This window comes from Sinorhizobium sp. CCBAU 05631, assembly GCF_002288505.1.
Lineage (GTDB): Bacteria > Pseudomonadota > Alphaproteobacteria > Rhizobiales > Rhizobiaceae > Sinorhizobium > Sinorhizobium fredii_C.
Genome location: NZ_CP023063.1, coordinates 2,946,680 through 2,968,767 on the forward strand (window position 1 = coordinate 2,946,680; position 22,088 = coordinate 2,968,767).

A 22,088-nucleotide genomic window follows, 5' to 3' on the forward strand; every position below is an offset into this window, starting at 1 on the left:
GCTCCGGCTGATACCGAGCGCATCACCGATGTACCTAAGCGCCGGCGGCTCCGGGCGGGTGCCGGCGCTTGGGCGAACTCAGGCAGTCGCTTCCAGCACGATATTGGCGGCGCTTTCCTTGAGCTCGACACCGAAGGCACGCTGGTAGTGCTCGGCGACCAGGGCCCGCTCCAGCTCGTCGCATTTGTTGAGGAAGGTCACACGGAACGCGAAGGCGATATCGCCGAAGATATGGGCGTTCTCGGCCCAGGTGATCACCGTGCGCGGGCTCATCACCGTCGAGAGGTCGCCATTGATGAAAGCGGCGCGCGTGAGATCGGCGACGCGCACCATCTTCGACACGGTCTCGCGGCCCTTGTCGGCCGTGAAGCCTTTCACCTTGGCAGCGACGATGTCGACCTCCTTGTCGTGCTGCAGGTAGTTGAGCGCGGTCACGATCGACCAGCGGTCCATCTGCGCCTGATTGATCTGCTGCGTGCCGTGATAGAGCCCGGTCGTGTCCCCGAGGCCGATCGTGTTGGCGGTGGCAAACAGGCGGAAGGCCGGGTGCGGGCGGATGACGCGGCTCTGGTCGAGCAACGTGAGGCGGCCGGAGGATTCCAGCACCCGCTGAATGACGAACATGACGTCCGGACGACCGGCATCATACTCGTCGAACACGAGCGCGACATTGTGCTGATAGGCCCAGGGCAGGATGCCGTCCTTGAATTCAGTGATCTGCAGCCCGTCCTTGACGACGATTGCATCCTTGCCGACGAGATCGATACGGCTGACATGGCTGTCCAGATTGATGCGCACGCAGGGCCAGTTGAGCCGCGACGCCACCTGCTCGATATGGGTCGACTTGCCGGTCCCGTGATAGCCGGAAACCATCACGCGTCGGTTGTGGGCAAAGCCTGCAAGAATGGCGAGCGTCGTTTCCCGGTCAAAAAGATAATCGGGATCGAGATCGGGCACATAGGCGTCGCCCTTCGAATAGGCTGGAACGCGCAGATCCGTATCGATGCCGAAAGCCTCCCGAACCGAGATCGTCGTATCGGGGAGGTTGGAAATGTCGAGGTCAATCTTGCTCATCATGTCTCCAGAGCGGCCGCCGGACGGCAGCCGCGCATTCGCCTGCAAAAGTGTTTTCTGTCTTAATCCGCGTTGTTAGCAGAAACCAGCCTGTTTTAACAATTGATAGGCCTGAATCACGGCCCGAAAACGGTCTTCCGAGCCCCTGTCTCCGCCATTCGCATCGGGGTGGTGTTTCTTCACGAGGTCCTTGTACGCGGCCTTGATATCGGCGGAGGTTGCCGAGGCGGCGAGCCCGAGCGTTTCGAAGGCCTTGGCCTCGAGCGTCTTCAGCTTGCGCAACCGCGGCTCGTGCCGCGCCTGCCGGGCGCGCGCCTCGTTGAAGAAGCCGAACGGATCCCGCATGCGCGCCTGGGCGCCGGCGCTGCCGGAACGCATCTGCGATTGTGTCGGGCCGTTGCGGGCACTCTTGTTGACGCCGACCGTCCAGGTGGGACGATGCCCTGTGACCGCTTCCTTCTGGTAGCGGGCGATCTCGGTGTCCGAGAGCCCGGAGAAATAATTGTATCCCTTGTTGTATTCCTTCACGTGCTCGAAGCAGAACAGGAAATACTCGCCTTCCGCATTTCGGCCGACCGGAGCCCGATGCACGCCCGTCTTGTCGCAGCCGTCCCACTGGCACGTCGGCGTAGACGGCTCCACGCGCGCCTGTGCCCCCTTGGGGCGCGTGCGGATTCGATCGAAGTATTTTGAATCGAGCTTCATGGCAGCCATTATGGGGTTTGCGACGGGTCACAACAAGAATTGACAAAGCGGAATGTTGCTGGCTTTGTGCGCGCATTTTGCATCGCCGGCGCCATATCGCGGCGCCAGAGCAACAGGAAAATGGGACGGAAGCATGTCGCTGCAGAACCGCATCGAAGAGAAGCTTCAGGAGGCCTTCCATCCCGAACGGCTGATGGTGATCAACGAAAGCCATCTGCACGCCGGCCACCAGCCCGGCTTCGACGGCGGCGGCGAAACCCACCTGCGCATCCGGATCGTCGCGAGCGCCTTTGCCGGCATGAGCCGCGTGGCGCGCCACCGCGCCATCAACGACCTATTGAAACCCGAGCTCGATGCCGGCCTGCATGCGCTGGCGGTGGAGCCGGCCGCGCCCGGAGAAGCGACGCGCTGGTAGAGGTCAGAGCCCTGCCGCCTCCTCCTCGGCCGGGCGGATGCGCAGTTTGGTGATCCGGTTCTTCACCCGCTTCATGACGATGAAACGCTTGCCGTAGAAGGTGAAGGCCTGCCGCTCCTCCGGAATGCTCTTCGCTTCGTGGATGACGAGACCGGCGACAGTGGTCGCCTCCTCGTCCGGCAGGGACCAGTCAAGAGCGCGGTTGAGATCGCGGATCGGCACCGAACCGTCGACGACGATCGAACCGTCGGCCTCCTGTCGAACGCCCTGGATGTCGAGGTCGTGCTCGTCGGCAATGTCGCCGACGATCTCCTCGAGAATGTCCTCCAGCGTGACGAGGCCCTGAACCTGGCCGTATTCGTCGACCACGATCGCCAGATGCAGCTTTCGCCTGAGGAAGGCGTTGAGCTGGTCCGTGAGATTGGTCGTGTCCGGCACGAACCATGGCTTCTGCGCGATTCTGACGATATCGACGGTATGCGGTTCGACACCCGGCTCGGCGAGCGCCCTCTGCAGATCCTTCGAATGGACAACGCCGATGATGTTGTCGGTCGAGCCGCGCCACAGCGGCAGGCGCGTGAAGGGGCTTCCGAGGATTTCCCGGACGCAGACCTCCGGCGGCTCCTCCGCGTTGACCGCCTGCATGGCGGTGCGGTGGATCATGATGTCGGAAACCTCGAGCTCGCCGAGGTCGAGGACGCCGCCCAACCGGTCGCGGTCCGCCTTGACCACCGCCCCTTCCCGATGAAGCAGGTCGACGGCACCGCGCAGTTCCTCCTGGGCCGAAAGCATCGGCCGGTCGGAGGAAACCTTCACGCCGGATAGGTTCAGGAGGCGGCGCACGATCCCGTTTATGAGCGCCGATATCGGACCGGCAATCGCCACGAAGCGCTTCACCATGGGCGCCACGGCAAGGGCGAACCGATCGGGAGAGGCGATCGCCCAGCTCTTCGGCAGCACCTCGCAGAAGAGGACGAGCAGCACCGTCATGCCGAGCGTCGCGACGAGCACGGCGAAGTTGCCGACGAGGCGGATCAGCAGGCTGGTCGTCAGCGACGTGGCGAGAATGGTGACGAGGTTGTTGCCGAGGAGCAGCGTTCCGACCAGCCGGTCACGCCGCTCGATCAGCCGGTTGACGAGACCGGCGCGCCGGTCGCCATTGCCCTCGAGCGAATGCATGCGCGCCCGGGAGGTTGCGGTCAGGGCCGCCTCCGAACCGGAGAAGAAGGCCGAAAGGAGCAGCAGGCAAACGACCGAGAGGAGCGACAGCCAGTGCTCCGCCAGGAACAGCCATGCCGCCTCGACGCTCATCGCGGATGCTTTTCCTTGAGAAAGCCCAGCACCTCGGACGCCGGAACGTCGTCGGCGACGAAGGACTGGCCGATGCCTCTCGTCAGGATGAAAGTGAGCTTGCCGCCCTTGACCTTCTTGTCCTGGGCTATCGCCTCCATCAGCCGCTCGGCCGGCGGAAGGTCGCCGGGAATGTCGGACAAGCGCGTCGGCAATCCGACCGCCTTGAGGTGGGCTTCGACGCGCCGCGCATCGTCCGGACTTGCAAGATTCATCCGGGTGGAGAACTCGTGCGCCAGCACCATGCCGATCGCAACGCCTTCCCCGTGCACGAGCCTGCGGCTGTCATACTCGGTCGCGGCCTCCAGGGCGTGACCGAATGTGTGTCCGAGATTGAGCAGCGCGCGCAGGCCGTTCTCGCGCTCGTCCGCGGCGACGACGTCGGCCTTGGCCTGGCAACTGACCGCGATCGCCTCGATGCGAGCCGATCCGCCGGCAAAGACCGCCTGCCAATTGCGTTCCAGCCAATCGAAGAATTCCGGCTTGTCGATCAGGCCGTATTTCGCAACCTCGGCATAGCCGGCGCGAAACTCGCGCGCACTCAGCGTATCGAGCACGTCCGTGTCGGCGAGCACCAGATCCGGCTGGTGGAACACGCCGATCAGGTTCTTGCCGTGCGGCGAGTTGATGCCGGTCTTGCCGCCGACGGAGGAATCGACCTGTGCCAGAAGCGAGGTCGGCATCTGGATGAAGCGCGAGCCGCGCCGGACGATGCCGGCGGCAAAGCCGGTCAGGTCGCCGATCACGCCGCCGCCGAGCGCGATCACCGCATCGTTGCGCTCGATCTTCGCCGCGAGAATGGCGTCGCACACCGGGATCAGATGCTCGAAGCTCTTGGTCTTCTCGCCCGCCGGCAGGACGAGCGAGACCGCCTCGATGCCGCTCTCCTTCAGGCTCGTCATCAGCGGCTCCAGATAACGGGGCGCCACGTTTTCGTCCGTGATCACCGCCATCCGGCGGCCCTTGAGGCGCGAGGCGATTTCCTTGCCCGCCGCGGCGATCAGGCCGGGGCCGATGAGAATGTCGTAGGACCGGTCTCCGAGGTTCACCCGCACCTTTCGCTCGGCAGGCGTCACATGGTTCATCATGGCATCTCGACTTTCTTGCAGTCGGCGATGGCGGCGAGGACCTCCTCGACCATCGTCTCCTTTTTCACGTCGCGCGACAGGACCACGAGGTCCGCCTCGGCGTAGATCGGGTAGCGAGCCCGCATCAGGTTCTCCAGCGTCTGCTTGGGGTTTTCCGTCTTGAGGAGCGGCCGGGTGTCGCGCTTGTTCACCCGTTCCCACAGCACGTCGAGATCCGCATTCAGCCAGACAGTCAAACCGCCCTTCTTGATCTGCCGGCGCGAGCGTTCGTTGATATAGGCGCCGCCGCCGGTCGAGACGACCCGCGGCCCCGATCTCAGCAACCGCTTCAGCACCCTCGCCTCGAGCGCACGGAACTCCTCCTCGCCATAGGCGGCGAAAAGCTCGCTCACCGTCATGCGCGAAACCCGCTCGATCTCGTGGTCGGAATCGACGAAGGGAACCCCGAGCGCCTGTGCGGTCAGCCGACCGATCGCCGATTTTCCCGCCCCCATCAGGCCGATAAAAATGAGATTGCGTTTACCGAGAGCGAGCTTCGCCCGCTCGGCGAGCGTCGCGGAATCCGGTTCGGTCACATCGTTCATTAGGCGTCACAGTCCCCATTCCCCTTCCGTATCGACAAATCGGCGGGGGGCGTCAAGTCGTCGCGCCGGCCGGGCCACGCTTCTTGAACTTGCCGGACGAGCCGTTCATATAGATCACGGTTCCGCAATGGCGTTACCCGCGTACTGGAGACTGAAATGCCAACCCTGTTCCGGTTCCTGTTCTTCTGCGCCGTGGTGGCCGGCATGATCTATGGAACCATGGTGGCGCTCGTCACCTTCGTCGAACCGGTAGAGCGGGACGTGACGGTGCGCATTCCGTCCGAACGGGTCAACAAGCCGCAATGACCGATCTTTCGGAGGCCCACCTCGAAGCTTTCCTGGAAATGATGAGCGCCGAACGAGGCGCGGCGGTCAACACGCTGCAATCCTACGAACGCGATCTCAGGGATGCCAGCTCCTTCCTGCGCACCTGCGGGACGCGGCTCAATGCCGCCACGGCCGACGATCTGAGACGCTATCTCTCGCATCTTGCCGGCGAGGGCTTCAAGCCTTCCTCGCAGTCACGCCGGCTGTCGGCCCTTCGGCAATTCTACAAGTTCCTCTATGCGGAAGGGCTGCGCGGCGACGACCCTACCGGCATTCTCGACGCGCCCAAGAAGGCGCGCGCCTTGCCGAAGACGCTCAGCGTCGATGACGTCACCCGGCTGATCGGCCAGGCCGAGGCGGAGGCCGGCTCCAGCGCCGAAGACGCCTTCGCGAAGCGTCGCATGCACGCCCTCCTGGAGCTTCTTTATGCGACCGGCATGCGCGTCAGCGAGCTCGTGTCGCTGCCGGCAAGCGTGCTTGCGCAGAACGGACGCTTCCTGGTGATCCGCGGCAAGGGAAACAAGGAACGGCTCGTGCCGCTGTCGCAGGCCGCGATCCGCGCCATGCGGACCTACGGGGCCGAGTTGCGCGAAAGAGCGGCGGAAACGGAGAGCCCCTGGCTCTTCCCCTCCTTCGGCAAATCCGGTCACCTGCCGCGCCAGGTCTTTGCCCGCGACCTCAAGAGTCTCGCGGCTCGTGCCGGCATCAAGGTCGCGGCGATCTCGCCGCATGTGCTGCGCCATGCATTCGCCAGTCACCTCCTCGCCAATGGCGCCGACCTGCGCGCCGTGCAGGAACTGCTCGGCCATTCGGACATTTCGACGACACAAATCTATACGCATGTGCTTGAAGAACGGCTGCACGAGCTGGTGCAAAACCACCACCCCCTTGCCAAACAGGCGAAAAAACAGGATTAGGACCGCCGGGCAGGTTGGCTTTGCCGGACGGTCCTTGTCGCAAAACGATCGGAAACGCATCTCATGCACAACTATCTCGACTTCGAAAAACCCATCTCTGATCTCGAGGGCAAAATCCTCGAATTGAAGAAGCTTGCCGGCGAAGACGAGAGCGTGAACACTTCCGATGAGATCGCGCGGCTCGAGGGACGTGTCCGCGATGCGATGGCGGAGATCTATTCCAAGCTGTCGCCCTGGCAGAAGACTCAGGTTGCGCGCCACCCGTCCCGGCCGCATTTCCTCGACTATGCCGCGGAGCTCTTCACCGAGTTCATGCCGCTTGCCGGCGACCGAAACTATGCGAACGACGATGCGATCCAGGCGGGCCTCGCGCGGTTCCGCGGCGCGCCGGTCGCGGTGATCGGACAGGAGAAGGGCAACGACACGAAGTCGCGCATCAAGCACAATTTCGGCAGCCCGCGCCCCGAGGGCTACCGCAAGGCGGTCCGCGTCATGGAAATGGCCGACCGGTTCGGCCTGCCGCTGATTACCCTGGTCGACACCGCCGGCGCCTATCCCGGGGTCGGCGCCGAGGAGCGCGGCCAGGCCGAGGCGATCGCCCGTTCGACCGAAATGTGCCTCAACGTCAAGGTGCCGATCGTCACTGTAGTGATCGGCGAAGGCGGCTCCGGCGGCGCGATCGCGATCGCGACGGGCAACCGCGTCTATATGCTCGAGCACGCGATCTACAGCGTCATCTCGCCGGAGGGTGCGGCCTCGATCCTCTGGCGCGACTCGACGCGGGCGAAAGAAGCGGCCAGCAACATGAAGATCACCGCCGAGGACCTGAAGGCGCTCGGCGTCATCGACGGCATCATTCCCGAACCGATCGGCGGCGCCCATCGCGACGCGCAGGCCGTGATCGGCCGCACCGGCACGGTCATCGCCGATGCACTGAAGGAGCTATCCGGCCGCAATGGCGACGAACTGCGCGCCGACCGCCGGCAGAAATACCTGAACATCGGCCGCAATCTCTGAGCGGGCGAGGCAGAGCGTGATCCTGGCCGCCTCCCGCTTTAGCCTCGTTCAGCGCCCGGCCATTGCGATCAACTTGGCGCGCTCGACAACCGGAAATCGGGACTGTGGCCAAATCTTGGCCATATTCATGGGGTCATGAGAAACGCCGTTCGCAGGGGGCACCTGCACGGTTAAGATTTCGTGAAGGATAATGTCTTACTGATTCGTTGACACCTCTCCCTCGCGGAAGGGGCGTGCACGGATGGAATCTGGCTAAAACGGGCTTTTGCCGATGCGTTTCAGGAATCTTTTTGTCACCGCCGTCATTGCAGCCGCGCTCGCCGGCTGCACCAACGAAACGCTCGATTCGGTCAATCTCTCCTCCGTCAAGAACAAGACCGAATACCAGCTGTCCGGCAAGATCGTCGGCAAGATGAAGGAACTGGGGATGCAGAAGACATCCCCGATCCTGTTGCGCATTTTCAAGGAAGAGGGAACGCTCGAGGTCTGGAAGGCGAATGCGTCAAGCCGCCTCCAGCTCTTGAAGAGCTATAAGATCTGCGCCTGGTCGGGCAAGCTCGGCCCCAAGGTGAAGGAAGGTGACCGTCAGGCGCCGGAGGGCTTCTATCCGCTCTATCCGCACCAGATGAACCCCAATTCGAACTATTACCTGGCGATCAATACCGGCTTCCCCAACACCTATGACAGGGCGAATGGCCGCAGCGGCACGCATCTGATGATCCACGGCGCCTGCTCGTCGTCGGGCTGCTATTCGATGACCGACGAGCAGATCATCGAGATCTTCGCGCTCGCCCGCGACGCCTTCAAGGGCGGTCAGGAGAGCGTCCAGCTTCAGGCCTTCCCCTTCCGCATGACGGCCGAGAACATGGCCCGCCACCGCGACAATCCGAACATCGAATTCTGGAAGATGCTGAAGGTCGGCTACGACCAGTTCGAAGTGACCAAACGTCCGCCGCAGGTCAATGTCTGCGAGAGGAAATACGTCTTCAATCAGCAGTCCGACGGCAGCTTCAACCCTGCCGGCCAGTGCCCCGCCATGTCGACGCCGCCGGCCTTGCAAGTGGCCATGGCGAATTTCGACAAGGACTACCAGCGCGATTATCAGAAGGCGCTGAAGAAATACGACGGCATGGTTTGGTATGAGCCGAGCGAAGCGGAGCGCAAGGCGATCGTCGCCGAGCAGCGCAAGGGCCGCGAGCTTGCCTATGCGCCGACCGGCACGTCGCTCGACGCCGGCAAGCTGATGAAGGTGAGCGATCTCGAAAAGCGGCTCGCCGAGCAGAAGGAGGCCGAAGAGGCCAAACAGGCGGCGTTGATCCAGAAGGAAGCTCTGGAGAAGGCGACGCGCGACGGCAAGGCCGTACCCGTGCCGCAGCAGAGCCCGATCGAGCGCCCGGTTCAGCAGGCGGCGCTGCAGACGGCGCCTACCCAGAAATCCTTCTGGAACCTGTTCTCGAAAAGCGAGCCCGCGGCGCCGGCACCGGCCAACCAGGCGCCCGCCGAGCAGAGCGCAGTCCTGCCGGGGGCTCAACAGGCGGCTGCGACCCAGCAGCACCCTGCCGGCACTCAGCAACAGGCAGCCACGCCGGCCGGGGCCAATCCGCAAGTGGCCACGGCCCCTGCAGCCGGCAGCGAAACGGCGCCGGCGGAACAGCCGCCGAAGAAGCGTCCGTTCTGGAAGATCTGGGGCAATTGATGCCGGACGAGCCAAGGGTGGTCTATGATTTGAGGGGGCTGAAATGCCCCCTTCCCGTTTTGAAGACGCGCAAGCGAATGGAAACGATCGCGCCCGGCAGGCTCATCGAGGTCGAGACGACCGATCCGCTGGCCGTGATCGACATTCCGCATTTCTGCAACGAGGATGGGCACCGGCTCGAGCAGGCGGCATCGACCGCCGGCGGCCATCGCTTTCTCATTCGCAAGAAGACGTGACGGCGGAGATTCCGGCGCTCTCTATTATGACGCCTGTGGGCAGGAAGGGGCAAAGCGGCTTGATCAGAACTTCACACCGGGCACGGCGAGCGGGTTGTCGGTAAGCGCCTGCGCATCCGGACGGTCGACGCGCGGCTTGCCGGTGAAGGCATCGAAGAGATCGCGCACGAAAGCCTCTTCGAGCCCCTTGGTGATCAGCACCATCCGGGTGCGCCGGTCGGCTGGGTCCGGCCAGGCGGCAAGCCGTTCAGGCGCGTGAAAGACGGACTGGACGCCGTGCAGGACCACCGGGCGCTCCGGCCGGTCCGCGACGCAAACGATCGCCTTCATACGCAACAGCTTCTCGCCATGGGCCGAGCGCAACAGGTCGACGAACATTTCGAGCGCCATCGGCTCGATCGGCCGGTCGTGAACGATGCTGAAGGAGCGGATGTCGGAGCCGTGGCGATTGACGTCGTGGTGGCGGTGATCGTGCCCATGATCATGGCCGTGGTGATGGTCATGATCGTCACTTCCATCGAGCTCGTCCTGCAGCCAGCGGCCGACATCGGCAACTTTGTTGGATGGATCGTAGAGCCCGCAGGCGAACAGGTCGGCCCGCCCCGCCTCTTGCCCGTCGCCGTCGAAGATTGGCGCGCGCGGATTGAGGTCCTTCAGAAGGTCAGCCAGCGCTTCGAGCTGTTCCTTACCGGAAAGCCCCGTCTTGCTGATCACCAGCCGGTCGGCCACGGCGACCTGCTTCAGCGCCTCGATGTGCTTTGCGATCGTCTGGGCCCCATTCACCGCATCGACGACAGTCACTACGCCGTCGAGGCGGAAGTTCTGGGCGATCACCGGATTGCCGAGCACCGACTGCAGCACCGGCGCCGGGTCGGCCAGGCCGGTCGTCTCGATGACGACGCGCTTCAGCGGCTTGATCCGCCCGGTCTGCATTCGGTCCATCAGGTCGGCGAGCGTGTCGACCAGTTCACCGCGGACCGTACAGCACAGGCAGCCGTCGGAAAGCTCGATCACCCCGTCGCTCGACGCCTCGACAAGCAGGTGATCGATCGAGACATCGCCGAATTCGTTGATGATCACGGCGGTGTCAGCAAGCGCCGGATCCTTCAGCAAGCGGTTCAGAAGGGTCGTCTTGCCCGCACCGAGGAAGCCGGTGAGGATCGATACCGGCACGACCGGCAGTGGACCGTTCATGGAAAGGACTCCGTCATAGACCTTGGCGGCGTCCGGGCGGAAACCGCAATCGCATTCCCATCGCGCTCAGAAGCTGGGGCGCGGCACCGGAACCGGGACGTTGGCGAGCTCGGCGACATCACCTTGCCCGGCGACATCGCTGCCTGCCTTGGCGGTCTTGTCGCCGCTGCCCGGAATAAGCCCGGCGAAGGCCAGCTTCAGCGGACGGTTGATCTCGTGGATATAGGGCGACAGCAGCTTCTGCCGGCCGCCCTCGTCGCGGCCTTCGCTACGGACCTTCGCCGCCTGCTTGGAGCAGATCTCCTTGCTGACGTCCGAAACCACTTCACGGCCTTCGCCGTAAGGCGCGATGGCGGTCAGCGACGGTTTTCCGGCCGCAGGGGTCGTCAGCGCCATCTGAAGAAGCCGGGCCGACTCGTCGGCGCGGGCGCCGAGGCTATCCTCGCCGAGCACGACCGATATGACGCTGCGACCAGAACGGCTCGCCGACGATACTTGGTTGAAGCCCGACGCGCAGATGAAGCCGGTCTTCATGCCGTCGGCCCCTTCGAAGCGGCCGATCAGCATATTGTAGTTTGCATAGTCCTTCTTGCCGGTGGTGAAGCCTTCCAGCGAGAAATAGGAGGCATATTGCGGAAACTCGCGCTTCAGCGTGATGGCCAGAACGGCAAGGTCACGCGCGGTCGTGTATTGGCCCTGCCCCGGCAAGCCGTTGGCATTGATGAAATGCGACGAGGTCATGCCGATCCGCCGCGCTTCCGCGTTCATGCGGTCGATGAAAGCCTGCTCCGTTCCGCCGACCGTTTCCGCAATCGCCACGGCGACGTCATTAGCGGATTTGACGAGCATCATCTTCAACGCGCTGTCGAGCGTCATCGCCTGCCCGGGCTTGTAGAACATCTTGCTCGGCGGCTCGGCCGCCGCGTTCTTCGTCATCACCACCGGGCTTTCCAGCGTCAGCTGTCCCGCCTGGATTGCCCGAAACGTCGTATAGGCCGTCATCAGCTTGGTCAGCGACGCCGGGTACCATTTCTGGAAGATGTCCTGATGCTCGTAGACCTTGAGAGTTGCGACGTCGACAACGAGCCGCGGATTGGCCGACGCCGGAAGCGCCGCCGCCAATGCCGCACAAACACCGGCAAAAACGCCCATCGCGCCTGCCCTGTTGCGCATCAGAAGTCGAACTGTCACCACTATCTTAACCTCGAATTTCCGCAGTTGCCTCGTATCGTCCGGCTATTTAGCCTATATGGCAAGGAGATGGCAAAGCCCATTCACCTCGCCGTCAGGCCACCCACCGAACAGACCCACAGGGAAGCATCATGCCGATATTGAACCGCGCTGCCGAACTCCAGAACGAAGTGACCGAATGGCGGCGCCATCTGCACATGAACCCGGAGCTCCTGTTCGCGGTGGAAAATACGGCAGCCTTCGTCGAAAGGAAACTGAAGGAATTCGGCGTTGACGAGATCGTGACCGGCCTCGGCCGGACGGGCGTCGTAGGGCTTATCCGCGGCAGTCTCGGCCCCGGCCGCACCATCGGCCTCAGGGCCGACATGGACGCCCTGCCGATCACCGAGACGAGCGGCAAGGCCTGGTCGTCGACGACCCCCGGCAAGATGCATGCCTGCGGCCACGACGGCCACACCGCCATGCTGCTTGGTGCAGCGAAATATCTCGCCGAGACGCGCAACTTCGCCGGCAGCGTCGCCGTCATCTTCCAGCCGGCCGAGGAAGGCGGCGGCGGCGGCAACGAGATGGTCAAGGACGGCATGATGGAACGCTTTGCCATCGAGGAGGTCTATGGCATGCACAATATGCCGGGCATGCCGGTCGGTCATTTCGGCAGTCGCGTCGGGCCGATCATGGCCTCGACCGACGAGTTCACCATCACCATCAAGGGGCGCGGCGGCCATGCGGCGCAGCCGCACAAGACCATCGATCCGATCGCCATCGGCGCGCAGATCGTCAATGCGCTGCAGACGATCGCCTCGCGCACCGTCGACCCGCTTGCCTCCATCGTCGTTTCCGTCACCAAGTTCAATGCCGGCTTCGCCCACAACGTCATTCCGGAACAGGCGGTCCTGGCCGGCACGGTGCGCGCGCTGACGCCCGAGGTGCGCGACACCGGCGAGACGCGCATCCGCCAGATCGCCGAAAGCATTGCCGGCGCCTATGGCGCGACGGTCGACGTCTGGTACGGCCGCAACTATCCTGTCACCGTCAACCATGCCGAAGAGACCGGCCACGCGCTTGCCGCCGCCGCAACGGTCGCCGGCCAAGGCAACGTCAATGCCGCGCTCGATCCGATGATGGGCGGCGAGGACTTCTCCTACATGCTACTTGCCCGGCCCGGCGCCTTCGTCTTCATCGGCAACGGCGATTCCGCCGGTCTCCACCATCCCGCCTACGACTTCAACGACGAAGTGATCCCGCACGGGATTACCTATTGGGTGAAGCTCGCCGAAGCGCGGCTCGCCGCCTGATAGATCGGAGCAGGGGCAGGCAGATGCACCAGATCGACAAGACCGATCGCCGGATCCTCAATATCCTGCAGGCCGACGGGCGGATCACCAATCTCGAACTGGCGGACCGCATCGGCCTCTCGCCGACCGCGACGAGCGAGCGGCTGCGGCGGCTTCTGAAAGAGGGCTACGTATCCGGCTTCGGGGCGCGCCTCGATCCGCACAAGCTCGGTTTCGGGCTGCTGGTCTTCATCGAAGTGATGCTCGACAAGACGACGCCGGAGGTCTTCGACCAGTTCGCCGCCGCCATCAAGCAGGCGCCTGCGGTGCTCGAATGTCACATGGTCGCCGGCGGGTTCGACTACCTCGTCAAGACCCGTTTCGAGGATATGACCGCCTACCGCAATTTCCTCGGCCAGGTGCTTTGGACGCTGCCGGGCGTCAAGGAGACCCGCACCTATGCGGTGATGGAGGAAATCAAGAACGACGGGCCGCTGCCGCTCGTTTGACGGCAGCGGCTCGTCAGATCATGCCTTGATCGAAGCCATGTCGATTACGAAGCGATAGCGCACGTCGCTCTTCAGCACCCTCTCATAGGCGGCGTTGACCTCCTCCATCCGGATCGTCTCGATCTCCGAGACGATGCCGTGCTCGCCGCAGAAATCCAGCATCTCCTGGGTTTCCTTGATCGAGCCGATCATCGAGCCGGAGATGCTGCGCCGCGCCGGAACGAGGGAGAAGGCATGGACCGGCACCGGCTTCTCGGGAATGCCCACGACCACGAAATCGCCGTCGACCTTCAAGAGGTTGAGATAGGCGTTCCAGTCGATCTCGGTGCCCACGGTGCAGATGATCAGATCGAAGCTTCCGGCCAGTTTCTCGAAGGTCTGCGGATCGTTTGTTGCATAATAGTGGTCGGCTCCGAGTTTCAGCCCGTCTTCCTTCTTGGACAATGTCTGGCTGAGGACGGTGACCTCTGCACCCATCGCATGGGCGAGCTTGACGCCCATGTGGCCGAGACCGCCCATGCCGACGATCGCCACCTTCTTTCCAGGCCCCGCCTTCCAGTGGCGGAGCGGCGAATAGAGCGTGATGCCGGCGCAGAGCAGCGGCGCGGCCGCATCAAGCGGCAGGTTTTCCGGGATCGAGAGGACATACCCCTCCTTGACGACGATGTGATCGGAATAGCCGCCCTGGGTCGGGGTCTTCCCATCGGCCTCGACGCCGTTATAGGTTACGACTAGGCCGGGCATGTAATGTTCGAGATCGGGATCGCGGGTGCCGCAGGTCGTGCAGGAATCGACGAAGCAGCCGACGCCGACCCGGTCGCCGCGCTTGAACTTGGTGACCTTGGAGCCGACCGCCCGGACGATGCCGACGATTTCGTGGCCGGGCACCATGGGAAAGGTCGAGTTCCCCCATTCATTGCGGGCCTGGTGGATGTCGGAGTGGCAGACGCCGCAATACTGGATGTCGATGACGACGTCGTCGTCGCGCGGTTCGCGACGTTCGAAGGTGAAAGGGGCGAGCGGCTTCGATGCGTCCGTAGCCGCATATCCTCTTACTATGGCCATGGGGTCTTTCCTTCATGTCTGGGAATAGCGCGCCGCGCGGAGGCATGGACCTCGGGCGGCAAGGCGGACTATGCTGTTCCCGGGCGCCACTGCGTTAGTGCGATCCTGCAAAGTTTTTGCACAATCCTGCAAGAATGAAAGAACGGCCGTTGCGCCGCAACGTCCTCCTCCTATCTGTGCCCCGTCTCATAAGCCCCAAGCACCGGAAAGAATATAGAAGATGTCAGAACTGCAACGGACGCCGCGCCAGGAGATGATCGACATCATTGCCCGGATTGCCGCGGTGGACGGCGACCACCCGACGATCGTTCCGGGCCTCAGCATTCACCGGCATTCGAGCTCCGCCAAGCCGAATTGTGCCGCCTACAAGCCGAGTCTCGCAATCATCGTCCAGGGAGCCAAACGCGTCCTGCTCGGCGGGGAGCTGTTCGTCTATGGCGCATCGGACTATCTGCTGACGTCGATCGACCTGCCGGTCCTGTCGCAAATATCCTTGGCTTCCAACGACGAGCCCTATCTCAGCATGAATTTTCAGATCGATACGGCGAAGATTCCAACGCTTATCGACAGGGTCGGCGATCAGACGGCAAGGTCACCCGCGTCGCCGCGCGGCATGACGGTTAACAAGCTTACGGCGGACCTGGAAGACGCGGCACTGCGACTGCTGCGGCTCCTCGATCGCCCCGCCGAGATGCCCATCCTGTTGCCGCTTATCGAACAGGAAATCCTCTATCGGCTGCTGATTGGGCCACATGGTGCCAGGCTGCGGCAGATGACGACCGCTGAAAGCCAGCCACACCAGATCGGCCGCGCCGTCGCCTGGCTGAAGGAGCACTACTCCCACCCGCTCCGCATCGACGACCTGGCAAACCGGGTCAGCATGAGCGTCTCCTCGCTGCATCATCATTTCAAGGCGATCACGGCGATGAGCCCGCTGCAATACCAGAAGCAGCTCCGCCTGCAGGAAGCACGCCGGCTGATGCTGGAGGAGCGCCTCGACGCGGGCGACGCCGGTCATCAGGTTGGTTACGACAGCCAGTCGCAGTTCAGCCGCGAATATGCGCGCCACTTCGGTGAGCCGCCGATGCGCGACATCGGCCGCGTTCGCCGAAGCCTCGTCGATCTTTTGACCGGTGAGCCGGAGATGCTGAGCGAGGGGTAGTCGGGCTCTACCACCCCTCCTCCAGCACCTTTGCCAGCATGGCGGCGAAGAAATCGGCGCTCTCGCGGCTGAGGCAGAGCGGCGGCTTGATTTTCAAGACGTTGAGATGGTCGCCGGTCGGCTGCATGATGACGCCGAGCTCCAGGAGACGGTCGCAGATCGCCGCCGTCTCCTCCGTCGCCGGCTCCAGGGTCTCGCGGTCGCGGACGAATTCCACGCCGAGATAGAGCCCCATGCCGTGCACCGCACCGACGATCGGGATTAGCTCACCGAGCGCTTGCAGCCGCTCCTTGAGATGATCACCCACCGCGCGGGCGTTCTCCTGCAGCGCCTCGTCATGCAGGATGTCGAGGACGGTCAGCCCGACGACGGAGCTCACCGGGCTGCCGCCGGCGGAAGAGAAGAAATAGCCTTCCTTCTCGAGCGCCTCGGCGATTTCGCGGCGGGTGATCACCGCTCCGAGCGGGTGGCCATTGCCCATGCCCTTGGCGACGGAGATGATATCCGGCACGACGCCCTGTTCCTCGAAACCCCAGAAATAGTGACCGAGCCGGCCATAGCCGACCTGTACCTCGTCCGCGATGCACACACCGCCACGCGCCCTGACCATCCGATAGACGGCCTCGAGATAACCGGGCGGCAGCGGAATGCCGCCGGCATTGCCGTAGACCGCTTCGCAGATGAAACCGGCGAGGCCCCCGCCGTTCTCATCCAGTTCCTCAAGCTTTGCCGCGACCGCCCCGACATAGTCGCCGGTCGAGCTTTCGCCGCGATACGGCCCGCGATAGGTATTCGGCGAGACGACCGGGTGCACCCACTGGGGCCGGGTTGTCAGAGCCTGCGGATTGTCGGCGATGGAGGTCGAGACGGCGTCGCTGGCGACCGTCCAGCCATGATAGGCCTCCAGCAGCGAGACCACGCTGCGCGCGCCGGAATAGGCCCAGGCGAGGCGGATGGCGAGGTCGTTCGCTTCCGAGCCGCTGTTGACGAGAAAGACCGTGTCGAGGCCTTCCGGTGCAAGAGCCGCAAGCCGCTCGGAAAACTCGGCGACGGCCGCGTAGTGGAAGCGGGAATTGGTGTTAAGCAGCGACCATTGCCGTCCAACCGCAGCCGAGAGGCGCGGATGGCCGTGCCCGACAATGGTGACGTTGTTGACCATGTCGAGATAGGCCCGCCCCTCGACGTCGAAGAGATGCTCCTTCCAGCCACGCTCGATCTGCGGGGGCTTGCGGTAATAGTTCTTCTGCGGCCGCGCGAAATGGCGCTGCCGTCGATCGAGCAGCGCCGCCGCTTGCGGTGGCGGCGCATCGCAATCGAAACCGAGGATTGGCCCCGGCGACGGAGAGAGCCTCCGCCAGGCTTCCGCCTGATGCGGGACCGCAAAAGGCGGCGGGTCGATTTCCGCGGCGGTGCAAAGCTGCACGCGCATGAAGCCGAGCGCTGAAGCGTCGCCGGGGACCGTGCCGATCCGGTCCCCTGCCTCGACGCTCCCATCTTCAAGTGTTGCCGGCTCGATCCCCAGCAGATGGAGGTGGAGGCCCTGCGTCGAAAGAATCAGCCTGCCGCGGCGCTGGTGCAGCTGCCCGGCAAAGGGCGCGTGAACTGCGGTCTGCCCGTGCAGGCAGAGGTCGACATGGAGGGCGAGCGTCTGGGGAGGCTTGGCCTGGAGAAGGCGCGTTTCGGTCAGGCGGAATTCGCCGTAGCGGGTCGCGGCAGCCCCGGCGGCCCGCGCCGCCGACTGCAGGAGCAGCGCCTCGGTATCCTCGTAGTGCCAGCGGTCGGCGGGCAGATGCGGTCCGAGCAGCGACAGGTCGACGATACCGACCCGGTGAGGATCGACGTCCGGCATCAGGCGGCCAGTCTCCGGGAGGACGGGCGACGCATCCTCCTTGCCGATCGCCTGATGAATGGCATGATCCATAAGCTCGAAGGGAACGGAGACGGCGACATCGAAGATTTCGCGCTCATGTGCGGCATTGCCCTGGACATATGCGTTGTCCGGCTCGATCTCGAGCTGCCGTGCCGAGCTTGCAACGAGAATGCCGGCGCGCGCGACGATCAGCGGCCAGAGTGCCTTGATTTCGGCCTCGGTCAGCGGGCAGACGGCATGGAACGCCTTGACCGCCGGCAGGATGCGGAAAGGATCGCCGTCGACATGGTGAAGCAGCGACGCACAGGTGACCGCGAGCTCCGCCACCAGCCAGCCTTGGAGCACGTCGCCGAAATCGATGACGCCCTCGGGCACCAGGCGGCCGCCCTTCTCCGCCCGGCTCACGACATTGTCGTCGGTGACATCCTGATGGATCGCCCTGAGGCGCAGCTCCGGCATCAGCGGCTGAACGCGGCGCATCGCCCCCACCATCGCCTCGGCGATGCGCTTGCGCAAATCGACATCGGTCATCGCCGAAAGCAGCTGAAGCGCCACTGGACCGGCTCGCCGGAGATCCCATTGCAGTTGCCGGACGAGCCCCGGATGGTCGAAGTCCGCGAGTGCCGCGGCGAGCCGACCGGCGAGGTCGCCAAGGGCCGATACCGTTTCTGCCGACAGGTGCTTGCGGCGCGTCAGCGGGGTTCCCGCGAGGTAGGTCAGCAGCCGGAACTGGTAGGTGACGTCGCGCACGGCGGCACTGACGATCTCTTCGCCATCGCGCGCCGGAACGACCCGCGGCACCATCGGCGCATTGGCCTTGGCGCCCACATGGCGCAACGCCGCGTTTTGCGCCTCGAGTTCGACGCGCTCGTATTCCGCCCTCGCAATCTTCAGCACGAAGCGGCCTTCGCCCGTATCGACACGGTAGTTGCGGTCCTGCTGGCTGCCGAGTTCGGTAAGATCCCCGGAGACGCCGTAATGTTCGAGCAGGATCGCCTTTGCCTCATCCGCCGACACGTCGGGCCTTGCGAGCTCGGTGCGGCGCTTCAGCGAGTCCTCTTCCATCGTTCCGCTCCCGTTCGTCTCAAGGCTTCTTACGATGAAACGCCTTCGAGGCGATAGCGCGTACCGGGATAGATGAGCCGCGCGACCGTGACATTCCGGTTTTCCGACCAGGTCCGGCGGCGGATCATCAGGCAGGGTTCGTTGCGGCCGATCGAAAGCAGCTTGCATTCCCAGGGCTGCGGTAACACCGCCTCGACGACCTGTTCGGTGCGGGTGATCGGCGCAACCAGCGTCAGGTAGGCGTTCGGCGTCGTGCTCACGAAATCCTGCTTAAGATAGTCGGGGCAGATCACCGGATTGACGAAACGATCCTCGAGTTGGATCGGCATGCCGTTTTCCGCGTGAACGATGATCGAGTGGAAGACCCGTGCCCCGGTCGAGAGCCCCAGCGCACCGGCAATGTCGGGGTTTGCCGATATCTCTTCGAGACGATCGATGCGAGAGCTGTGACGGTGACCCCGCTCGCGAATCTCATCGGCGATGTTGCGGACTTCGAGCAGCGCGGTGCTGCCCTTGTGAGGCGCGACGAAGGACCCGACACCTTGCACCCGGGTGATGGCGCCCTCGCTTGCCAGCTCGCGCAAGGCGCGGTTCGCGGTCATCCGGCTGACCCCGAGATCGGCAACAATGTCGTTTTCGGAGGGGATGCGATGATGCTCCGGCCACTCCCCGCTTTCGATGCGGCTGCGGATGAACTGCTTCACCGCCTCATAGCGCGGGATGGGTCCATCCTCGAAGGCGGATGCGTCGCTTTTGCGCTCCATTGACGGCATAGTATGCTCCGTTCGTCGATGCCGGACCGACATGCGACCGGCGACCACGGATTGTTTTCGACGATTTTTAGGTTGCGCGCCACCAGAAAATATCTATAGTTCCATATACAACCACGTACAGGGAGAAAGCGATGTCTGCCTTTTCCGCTCACCGGCTCTTTGCCGAGCAGGCGCTTCTGTCGACCGGTTGGGCGGAGAACGTGGTCATTTCCCTAGACAGTGACGGATGCATTGCCGCCGTCGAAACGGCCCGGGCGCCGGCAGCGGGCGACGAACGCATCGCCGGCCCCCTTGTCCCGGCCATGTCGAACCTGCATTCCCATGCCTTTCAGCGCGCCATGGCCGGCCTTGCCGAAGTGGCCGGTAGCGGCGACGACAGCTTCTGGACATGGCGCGAGACAATGTACCACACCGTCGGCCTTGTCGATCCGGACGATGTCGAGGCGATCGCCGCGAAGCTCTATGTGGAGATGCTGAAGGGTGGCTTCGGCCGAGTGGTCGAATTCCACTATCTTCATCACCAGGCGGACGGCACCTCCTATGCCGATCCGGCCGAAATGTCGCTGCGCATCCTGAACGCCGCCCGTACGACCGGCATCGGACTCACGCACCTGCCGGTTTTCTACGCGCATGCCAACTTCGGCGGCATGGAGCCCAATCCGGGCCAGCGCCCTTTCCTTCACGATCCGGATCGCTTTCTTGCCCTGCTCGAACGGCTGGTTCCGGCGAGCGCCGAGGCCGGCGCCGAGCTCGGCTATGCCATCCATTCCTTGCGCGCCGCCACGCCCCAAGAGATGCGAGAGATCCTCGGGTCGGCACCGGTTTCCGGACCGATCCACATCCACGTCGCGGAGCAGACCCGCGAGGTCGAGGATTGCCTCGCCTGGAGCGGCCGTCGCCCAGTCGAATGGCTGCTCGACGAAATGCCGGTCGACGAGCGCTGGTGCGCCATTCATGCGACGCATATGACGCCGGAGGAAACCGAGCGGCTGGCGAAATCGGGAGCGGTTGCCGGCCTCTGCCCGGCGACCGAGGCCAATCTCGGCGACGGCATCTTTCCCGCCACCGATTTCCTTGCCGCCGGAGGACGTCTCGGCATCGGCACCGACAGCCATGTGGCGACCAGCGTCGCGGAAGAGCTCCGGCTTCTCGAATACGGCCAGCGGCTGCGCGACTGCAGGCGCAACCGGCTCGCCGCTCCCGGCGCCTCGGTCGGCAGGACGATCTTCGACGCCGCACTCGCCGGCGGTGCCCGGGCGGCCGGTCTCGGTACGGCGGGCATTCAGGTCGGCGCGCGGGCGGACCTCGTCGTGCTCGATGGCGCCAATCCCTATATCGCCGCGGCAAGCGGCAATCAGTTTCTCGACCGCTGGCTTTTTGCGCTCGGCGGCGAGACGGTCCGCGACGTCATGGTCGCCGGCCAATGGAAGATCCGCAATGGACACCATGACCGGGAGGAAGACATCGACCGCGCCTTCGCGCGGGTTCTCACCAAGCTGAAATAGCAATCCAGTCGACGATCAAAAAAGGGGAATGCGCATGTCGATCAGCACTATGAAACTCACCTTCGCCGCCGCCGGCCTGATGCTTGCGGCTTCTGCGAGCGCGGCCAACGCCTCCTATTGCAGCGACGGAAAGACCGTGACCTTCGCCGGCATCGATTGGGAAAGCGGCGCCTTCATCACGGAAGTCATGAAGACGATCCTGGCCAAGGGCTACGATTGCCAGGTGGATTCCATACCCGGCAATTCCGTCACGCTCGAGCAGGCGACCGCCAACAATGACGTACAGATTTTTGCCGAGGAATGGCTCGGCCGCTCCGACGTCTGGAACAAGGCGGTCGAAGAAAAGAAGGTGGTTGCTGTCGGAAAGACCTTCGTCGGTGCCAGCGAAGGCTGGTTCGTGCCGGACTATGTCGTCCACGGCGATCCCGCTCGCAACATCGAAGCCAAGGCGCCGGATCTCAAGAGCGTCTCTCAGCTTTCCGACCCTAAGGTCGTCGAAGTGTTTGCCGATCCGGAGGAGCCGTCCAAGGGGCGCTTCCTGAATTGCCCCTCCGGCTGGACCTGCGAGGGCGTCAGCACTGCCAAGCTCGAAGCCTACAAGCTCGGCGAGGCCTATGTGAACTTCCGGCCCGGCACCGGCACGGCGCTCGATTCGGCGATCACCTCCGCCTATCTCCAGGGCGAGCCGATCCTCTTCTACTACTGGTCGCCGACGGCCATCATGGGCAAATTCAAGCTCGTCCAGCTGGAAGAGCCGGCATACAACGAGGCCTGCTGGAAGGAACTGAGCAGCGCCAACGGCAAGCGCGATCAGGGCTGCGCCTTCCCTTCCGTCGAGGTCGCCTATGGCGTGAACAGCACCTTCGCTTCGGAGGCTCCGGAGATCATCGCGATTCTCGAAAAGGCGACCTTCCCGCTCGAGGCTGTCAACGGCAGCCTTGCCTATATGGCCGACAACAAGGTCGACGCCGCCGCTGCCGCCGCGGAATTCCTCAAGACCAAGGCCGACGTCTGGGGCAAATGGGTTTCCGAAGAGGCCCTCGGCAAGATCGAAGCGAGCCTCAAATAAGA

At 63.8% G+C, this 22,088-nt stretch carries 21 protein-coding genes; 11 read left to right on the plus strand and 10 right to left on the minus strand.

Annotation, left to right across the window (positions count from 1 at the left end):
• Positions 1 to 78: 78 nt before the first annotated feature.
• Together cobS and SS05631_RS14475 are read right to left on the minus strand one after the other, a co-directional pair.
• Positions 79 to 1,074 (minus strand): cobaltochelatase subunit CobS, encoded by a 996-nt coding sequence (gene cobS / locus SS05631_RS14470; protein ID WP_037419822.1) that lies wholly within the window; start codon positions 1,072 to 1,074, stop codon positions 79 to 81.
• Between the two features lie 75 nt (positions 1,075 to 1,149).
• Positions 1,150 to 1,788, minus strand: coding sequence for a J domain-containing protein (locus tag SS05631_RS14475; protein WP_095678005.1), 639 nt, complete (start codon positions 1,786 to 1,788; stop codon positions 1,150 to 1,152).
• A gap of 124 nt (positions 1,789 to 1,912) precedes the next feature.
• Here SS05631_RS14475 and SS05631_RS14480 point away from each other — a divergent pair, with 124 nt between their 5' ends.
• Positions 1,913 to 2,194 (plus strand): BolA family transcriptional regulator, encoded by a 282-nt coding sequence (locus SS05631_RS14480; RefSeq protein WP_037419828.1) that lies wholly within the window; start codon positions 1,913 to 1,915, stop codon positions 2,192 to 2,194.
• Between the two features lie 3 nt (positions 2,195 to 2,197).
• Here SS05631_RS14480 and SS05631_RS14485 read toward each other — a convergent pair whose 3' ends face one another.
• Genes SS05631_RS14485 through SS05631_RS14495 form a run of 3 tightly spaced genes read right to left on the minus strand, consistent with a single transcriptional unit; the run spans position 2,198 to position 5,216 of the window.
• On the minus strand, positions 2,198 to 3,505 hold the full coding sequence (locus SS05631_RS14485; RefSeq protein ID WP_037419831.1) for an HlyC/CorC family transporter: 1,308 nt from the start codon (positions 3,503 to 3,505) through the stop codon (positions 2,198 to 2,200).
• Positions 3,502 to 4,632 carry a 3-dehydroquinate synthase gene (gene aroB / locus SS05631_RS14490; RefSeq protein ID WP_083854082.1) on the minus strand — a complete coding sequence of 377 codons (1,131 nt, stop codon included), beginning with the start codon at positions 4,630 to 4,632 and terminating at the stop codon, positions 3,502 to 3,504. The genes SS05631_RS14485 and aroB overlap by 4 nt, the downstream gene beginning before the upstream one ends.
• Positions 4,629 to 5,216, minus strand: a complete 588-nt coding sequence (locus SS05631_RS14495) for a shikimate kinase (protein ID WP_037419837.1) — start codon at positions 5,214 to 5,216, stop codon at positions 4,629 to 4,631. Before SS05631_RS14495 ends, aroB begins: the two co-directional genes overlap by 4 nt.
• Positions 5,217 to 5,372: 156 nt before the next feature.
• On the opposite strand from SS05631_RS14495, the gene SS05631_RS14500 reads away from it, so the two are divergent.
• The 5 genes from SS05631_RS14500 (at position 5,373) to SS05631_RS14520 (ending at position 9,409) form a co-directional block, all read left to right on the plus strand.
• Positions 5,373 to 5,522 carry a hypothetical protein gene (locus tag SS05631_RS14500; protein WP_018235448.1) on the plus strand — a complete coding sequence of 50 codons (150 nt, stop codon included), beginning with the start codon at positions 5,373 to 5,375 and terminating at the stop codon, positions 5,520 to 5,522.
• Positions 5,519 to 6,460, plus strand: coding sequence for a site-specific tyrosine recombinase XerD (xerD, locus tag SS05631_RS14505; protein ID WP_037419842.1), 942 nt, complete (start codon positions 5,519 to 5,521; stop codon positions 6,458 to 6,460). Before SS05631_RS14500 ends, xerD begins: the two co-directional genes overlap by 4 nt.
• Positions 6,461 to 6,523: 63 nt before the next feature.
• Positions 6,524 to 7,477 (plus strand): acetyl-CoA carboxylase carboxyltransferase subunit alpha, encoded by a 954-nt coding sequence (locus tag SS05631_RS14510; protein WP_037419845.1) that lies wholly within the window; start codon positions 6,524 to 6,526, stop codon positions 7,475 to 7,477.
• A gap of 271 nt (positions 7,478 to 7,748) precedes the next feature.
• Positions 7,749 to 9,173, plus strand: coding sequence for a murein L,D-transpeptidase family protein (locus SS05631_RS14515; RefSeq protein ID WP_037419848.1), 1,425 nt, complete (start codon positions 7,749 to 7,751; stop codon positions 9,171 to 9,173).
• Complete coding sequence (locus tag SS05631_RS14520) at positions 9,173 to 9,409, plus strand: sulfurtransferase TusA family protein (RefSeq protein ID WP_037419851.1); 237 nt, start codon at positions 9,173 to 9,175, stop codon at positions 9,407 to 9,409. Before SS05631_RS14515 ends, SS05631_RS14520 begins: the two co-directional genes overlap by 1 nt.
• 63 nt (positions 9,410 to 9,472) lie before the next feature.
• On the opposite strand, the gene SS05631_RS14525 is transcribed toward SS05631_RS14520, so the two are convergent.
• Together SS05631_RS14525 and SS05631_RS14530 are read right to left on the minus strand one after the other, a co-directional pair.
• A complete protein-coding gene (locus SS05631_RS14525) occupies positions 9,473 to 10,603 on the minus strand; it encodes a GTP-binding protein (protein ID WP_037419853.1) in 1,131 nt (376 codons plus the stop codon).
• Between the two features lie 66 nt (positions 10,604 to 10,669).
• Positions 10,670 to 11,755, minus strand: a complete 1,086-nt coding sequence (locus SS05631_RS14530; RefSeq protein ID WP_050988265.1) for a D-alanyl-D-alanine carboxypeptidase family protein — start codon at positions 11,753 to 11,755, stop codon at positions 10,670 to 10,672.
• 170 nt (positions 11,756 to 11,925) lie between these two features.
• Between SS05631_RS14530 and SS05631_RS14535 the strand changes: the two genes are divergently transcribed.
• Positions 11,926 to 13,089 (plus strand): M20 aminoacylase family protein, encoded by a 1,164-nt coding sequence (locus tag SS05631_RS14535; RefSeq protein WP_037419859.1) that lies wholly within the window; start codon positions 11,926 to 11,928, stop codon positions 13,087 to 13,089.
• 23 nt (positions 13,090 to 13,112) lie between these two features.
• Positions 13,113 to 13,577 carry an Lrp/AsnC ligand binding domain-containing protein gene (locus SS05631_RS14540; RefSeq protein WP_037388644.1) on the plus strand — a complete coding sequence of 155 codons (465 nt, stop codon included), beginning with the start codon at positions 13,113 to 13,115 and terminating at the stop codon, positions 13,575 to 13,577.
• Positions 13,578 to 13,595: 18 nt separating this feature from the next.
• Here the strand turns inward: SS05631_RS14540 and SS05631_RS14545 are convergent, their stop codons facing one another.
• Positions 13,596 to 14,642, minus strand: coding sequence for an NAD(P)-dependent alcohol dehydrogenase (locus SS05631_RS14545; RefSeq protein WP_037419863.1), 1,047 nt, complete (start codon positions 14,640 to 14,642; stop codon positions 13,596 to 13,598).
• Between the two features lie 220 nt (positions 14,643 to 14,862).
• On the opposite strand from SS05631_RS14545, the gene SS05631_RS14550 reads away from it, so the two are divergent.
• Positions 14,863 to 15,804 carry an AraC family transcriptional regulator gene (locus SS05631_RS14550; protein WP_037419867.1) on the plus strand — a complete coding sequence of 314 codons (942 nt, stop codon included), beginning with the start codon at positions 14,863 to 14,865 and terminating at the stop codon, positions 15,802 to 15,804.
• Between the two features lie 7 nt (positions 15,805 to 15,811).
• On the opposite strand, the gene SS05631_RS14555 is transcribed toward SS05631_RS14550, so the two are convergent.
• Together SS05631_RS14555 and hutC are read right to left on the minus strand one after the other, a co-directional pair.
• Positions 15,812 to 18,739, minus strand: a complete 2,928-nt coding sequence (locus SS05631_RS14555; RefSeq protein ID WP_037419870.1) for an aminotransferase — start codon at positions 18,737 to 18,739, stop codon at positions 15,812 to 15,814.
• Positions 18,740 to 18,768: 29 nt separating this feature from the next.
• Positions 18,769 to 19,512, minus strand: a complete 744-nt coding sequence (hutC, locus tag SS05631_RS14560) for a histidine utilization repressor (protein WP_037419879.1) — start codon at positions 19,510 to 19,512, stop codon at positions 18,769 to 18,771.
• 131 nt (positions 19,513 to 19,643) lie between these two features.
• Between hutC and hutF the strand changes: the two genes are divergently transcribed.
• Entirely contained in the window at positions 19,644 to 21,017 is a 1,374-nt protein-coding gene (gene hutF / locus SS05631_RS14565) for a formimidoylglutamate deiminase (RefSeq protein ID WP_037419881.1), read from the plus strand.
• A 34-nt stretch (positions 21,018 to 21,051) separates the two neighbouring features.
• Entirely contained in the window at positions 21,052 to 22,086 is a 1,035-nt protein-coding gene (locus SS05631_RS14570; RefSeq protein WP_037420121.1) for an ABC transporter substrate-binding protein, read from the plus strand.
• Positions 22,087 to 22,088: the final 2 nt, after the last annotated feature.

Excerpts from the sequence above, each read along its gene's own strand:
- cobS (WP_037419822.1), bottom strand. The coding sequence starts at position 1,074 with ATGAGCAAGATTGACCTCGACATTTCCAACCTCCCCGATACGACGATC.
- SS05631_RS14475 (WP_095678005.1), bottom strand. The coding sequence starts at position 1,788 with ATGGCTGCCATGAAGCTCGATTCAAAATACTTCGATCGAATCCGCACG.
- SS05631_RS14480 (WP_037419828.1), top strand. The coding sequence starts at position 1,913 with ATGTCGCTGCAGAACCGCATCGAAGAGAAGCTTCAGGAGGCCTTCCAT.
- SS05631_RS14485 (WP_037419831.1), bottom strand. The coding sequence starts at position 3,505 with ATGAGCGTCGAGGCGGCATGGCTGTTCCTGGCGGAGCACTGGCTGTCG.
- aroB (WP_083854082.1), bottom strand. The coding sequence starts at position 4,632 with ATGATGAACCATGTGACGCCTGCCGAGCGAAAGGTGCGGGTGAACCTC.
- SS05631_RS14495 (WP_037419837.1), bottom strand. The coding sequence starts at position 5,216 with ATGAACGATGTGACCGAACCGGATTCCGCGACGCTCGCCGAGCGGGCG.
- SS05631_RS14500 (WP_018235448.1), top strand. The coding sequence starts at position 5,373 with ATGCCAACCCTGTTCCGGTTCCTGTTCTTCTGCGCCGTGGTGGCCGGC.
- xerD (WP_037419842.1), top strand. The coding sequence starts at position 5,519 with ATGACCGATCTTTCGGAGGCCCACCTCGAAGCTTTCCTGGAAATGATG.
- SS05631_RS14510 (WP_037419845.1), top strand. The coding sequence starts at position 6,524 with ATGCACAACTATCTCGACTTCGAAAAACCCATCTCTGATCTCGAGGGC.
- SS05631_RS14515 (WP_037419848.1), top strand. The coding sequence starts at position 7,749 with ATGCGTTTCAGGAATCTTTTTGTCACCGCCGTCATTGCAGCCGCGCTC.
- SS05631_RS14520 (WP_037419851.1), top strand. The coding sequence starts at position 9,173 with ATGCCGGACGAGCCAAGGGTGGTCTATGATTTGAGGGGGCTGAAATGC.
- SS05631_RS14525 (WP_037419853.1), bottom strand. The coding sequence starts at position 10,603 with ATGAACGGTCCACTGCCGGTCGTGCCGGTATCGATCCTCACCGGCTTC.
- SS05631_RS14530 (WP_050988265.1), bottom strand. The coding sequence starts at position 11,755 with ATGGGCGTTTTTGCCGGTGTTTGTGCGGCATTGGCGGCGGCGCTTCCG.
- SS05631_RS14535 (WP_037419859.1), top strand. The coding sequence starts at position 11,926 with ATGCCGATATTGAACCGCGCTGCCGAACTCCAGAACGAAGTGACCGAA.
- SS05631_RS14540 (WP_037388644.1), top strand. The coding sequence starts at position 13,113 with ATGCACCAGATCGACAAGACCGATCGCCGGATCCTCAATATCCTGCAG.
- SS05631_RS14545 (WP_037419863.1), bottom strand. The coding sequence starts at position 14,642 with ATGGCCATAGTAAGAGGATATGCGGCTACGGACGCATCGAAGCCGCTC.
- SS05631_RS14550 (WP_037419867.1), top strand. The coding sequence starts at position 14,863 with ATGTCAGAACTGCAACGGACGCCGCGCCAGGAGATGATCGACATCATT.
- SS05631_RS14555 (WP_037419870.1), bottom strand. The coding sequence starts at position 18,739 with ATGGAAGAGGACTCGCTGAAGCGCCGCACCGAGCTCGCAAGGCCCGAC.
- hutC (WP_037419879.1), bottom strand. The coding sequence starts at position 19,512 with ATGCCGTCAATGGAGCGCAAAAGCGACGCATCCGCCTTCGAGGATGGA.
- hutF (WP_037419881.1), top strand. The coding sequence starts at position 19,644 with ATGTCTGCCTTTTCCGCTCACCGGCTCTTTGCCGAGCAGGCGCTTCTG.
- SS05631_RS14570 (WP_037420121.1), top strand. The coding sequence starts at position 21,052 with ATGTCGATCAGCACTATGAAACTCACCTTCGCCGCCGCCGGCCTGATG.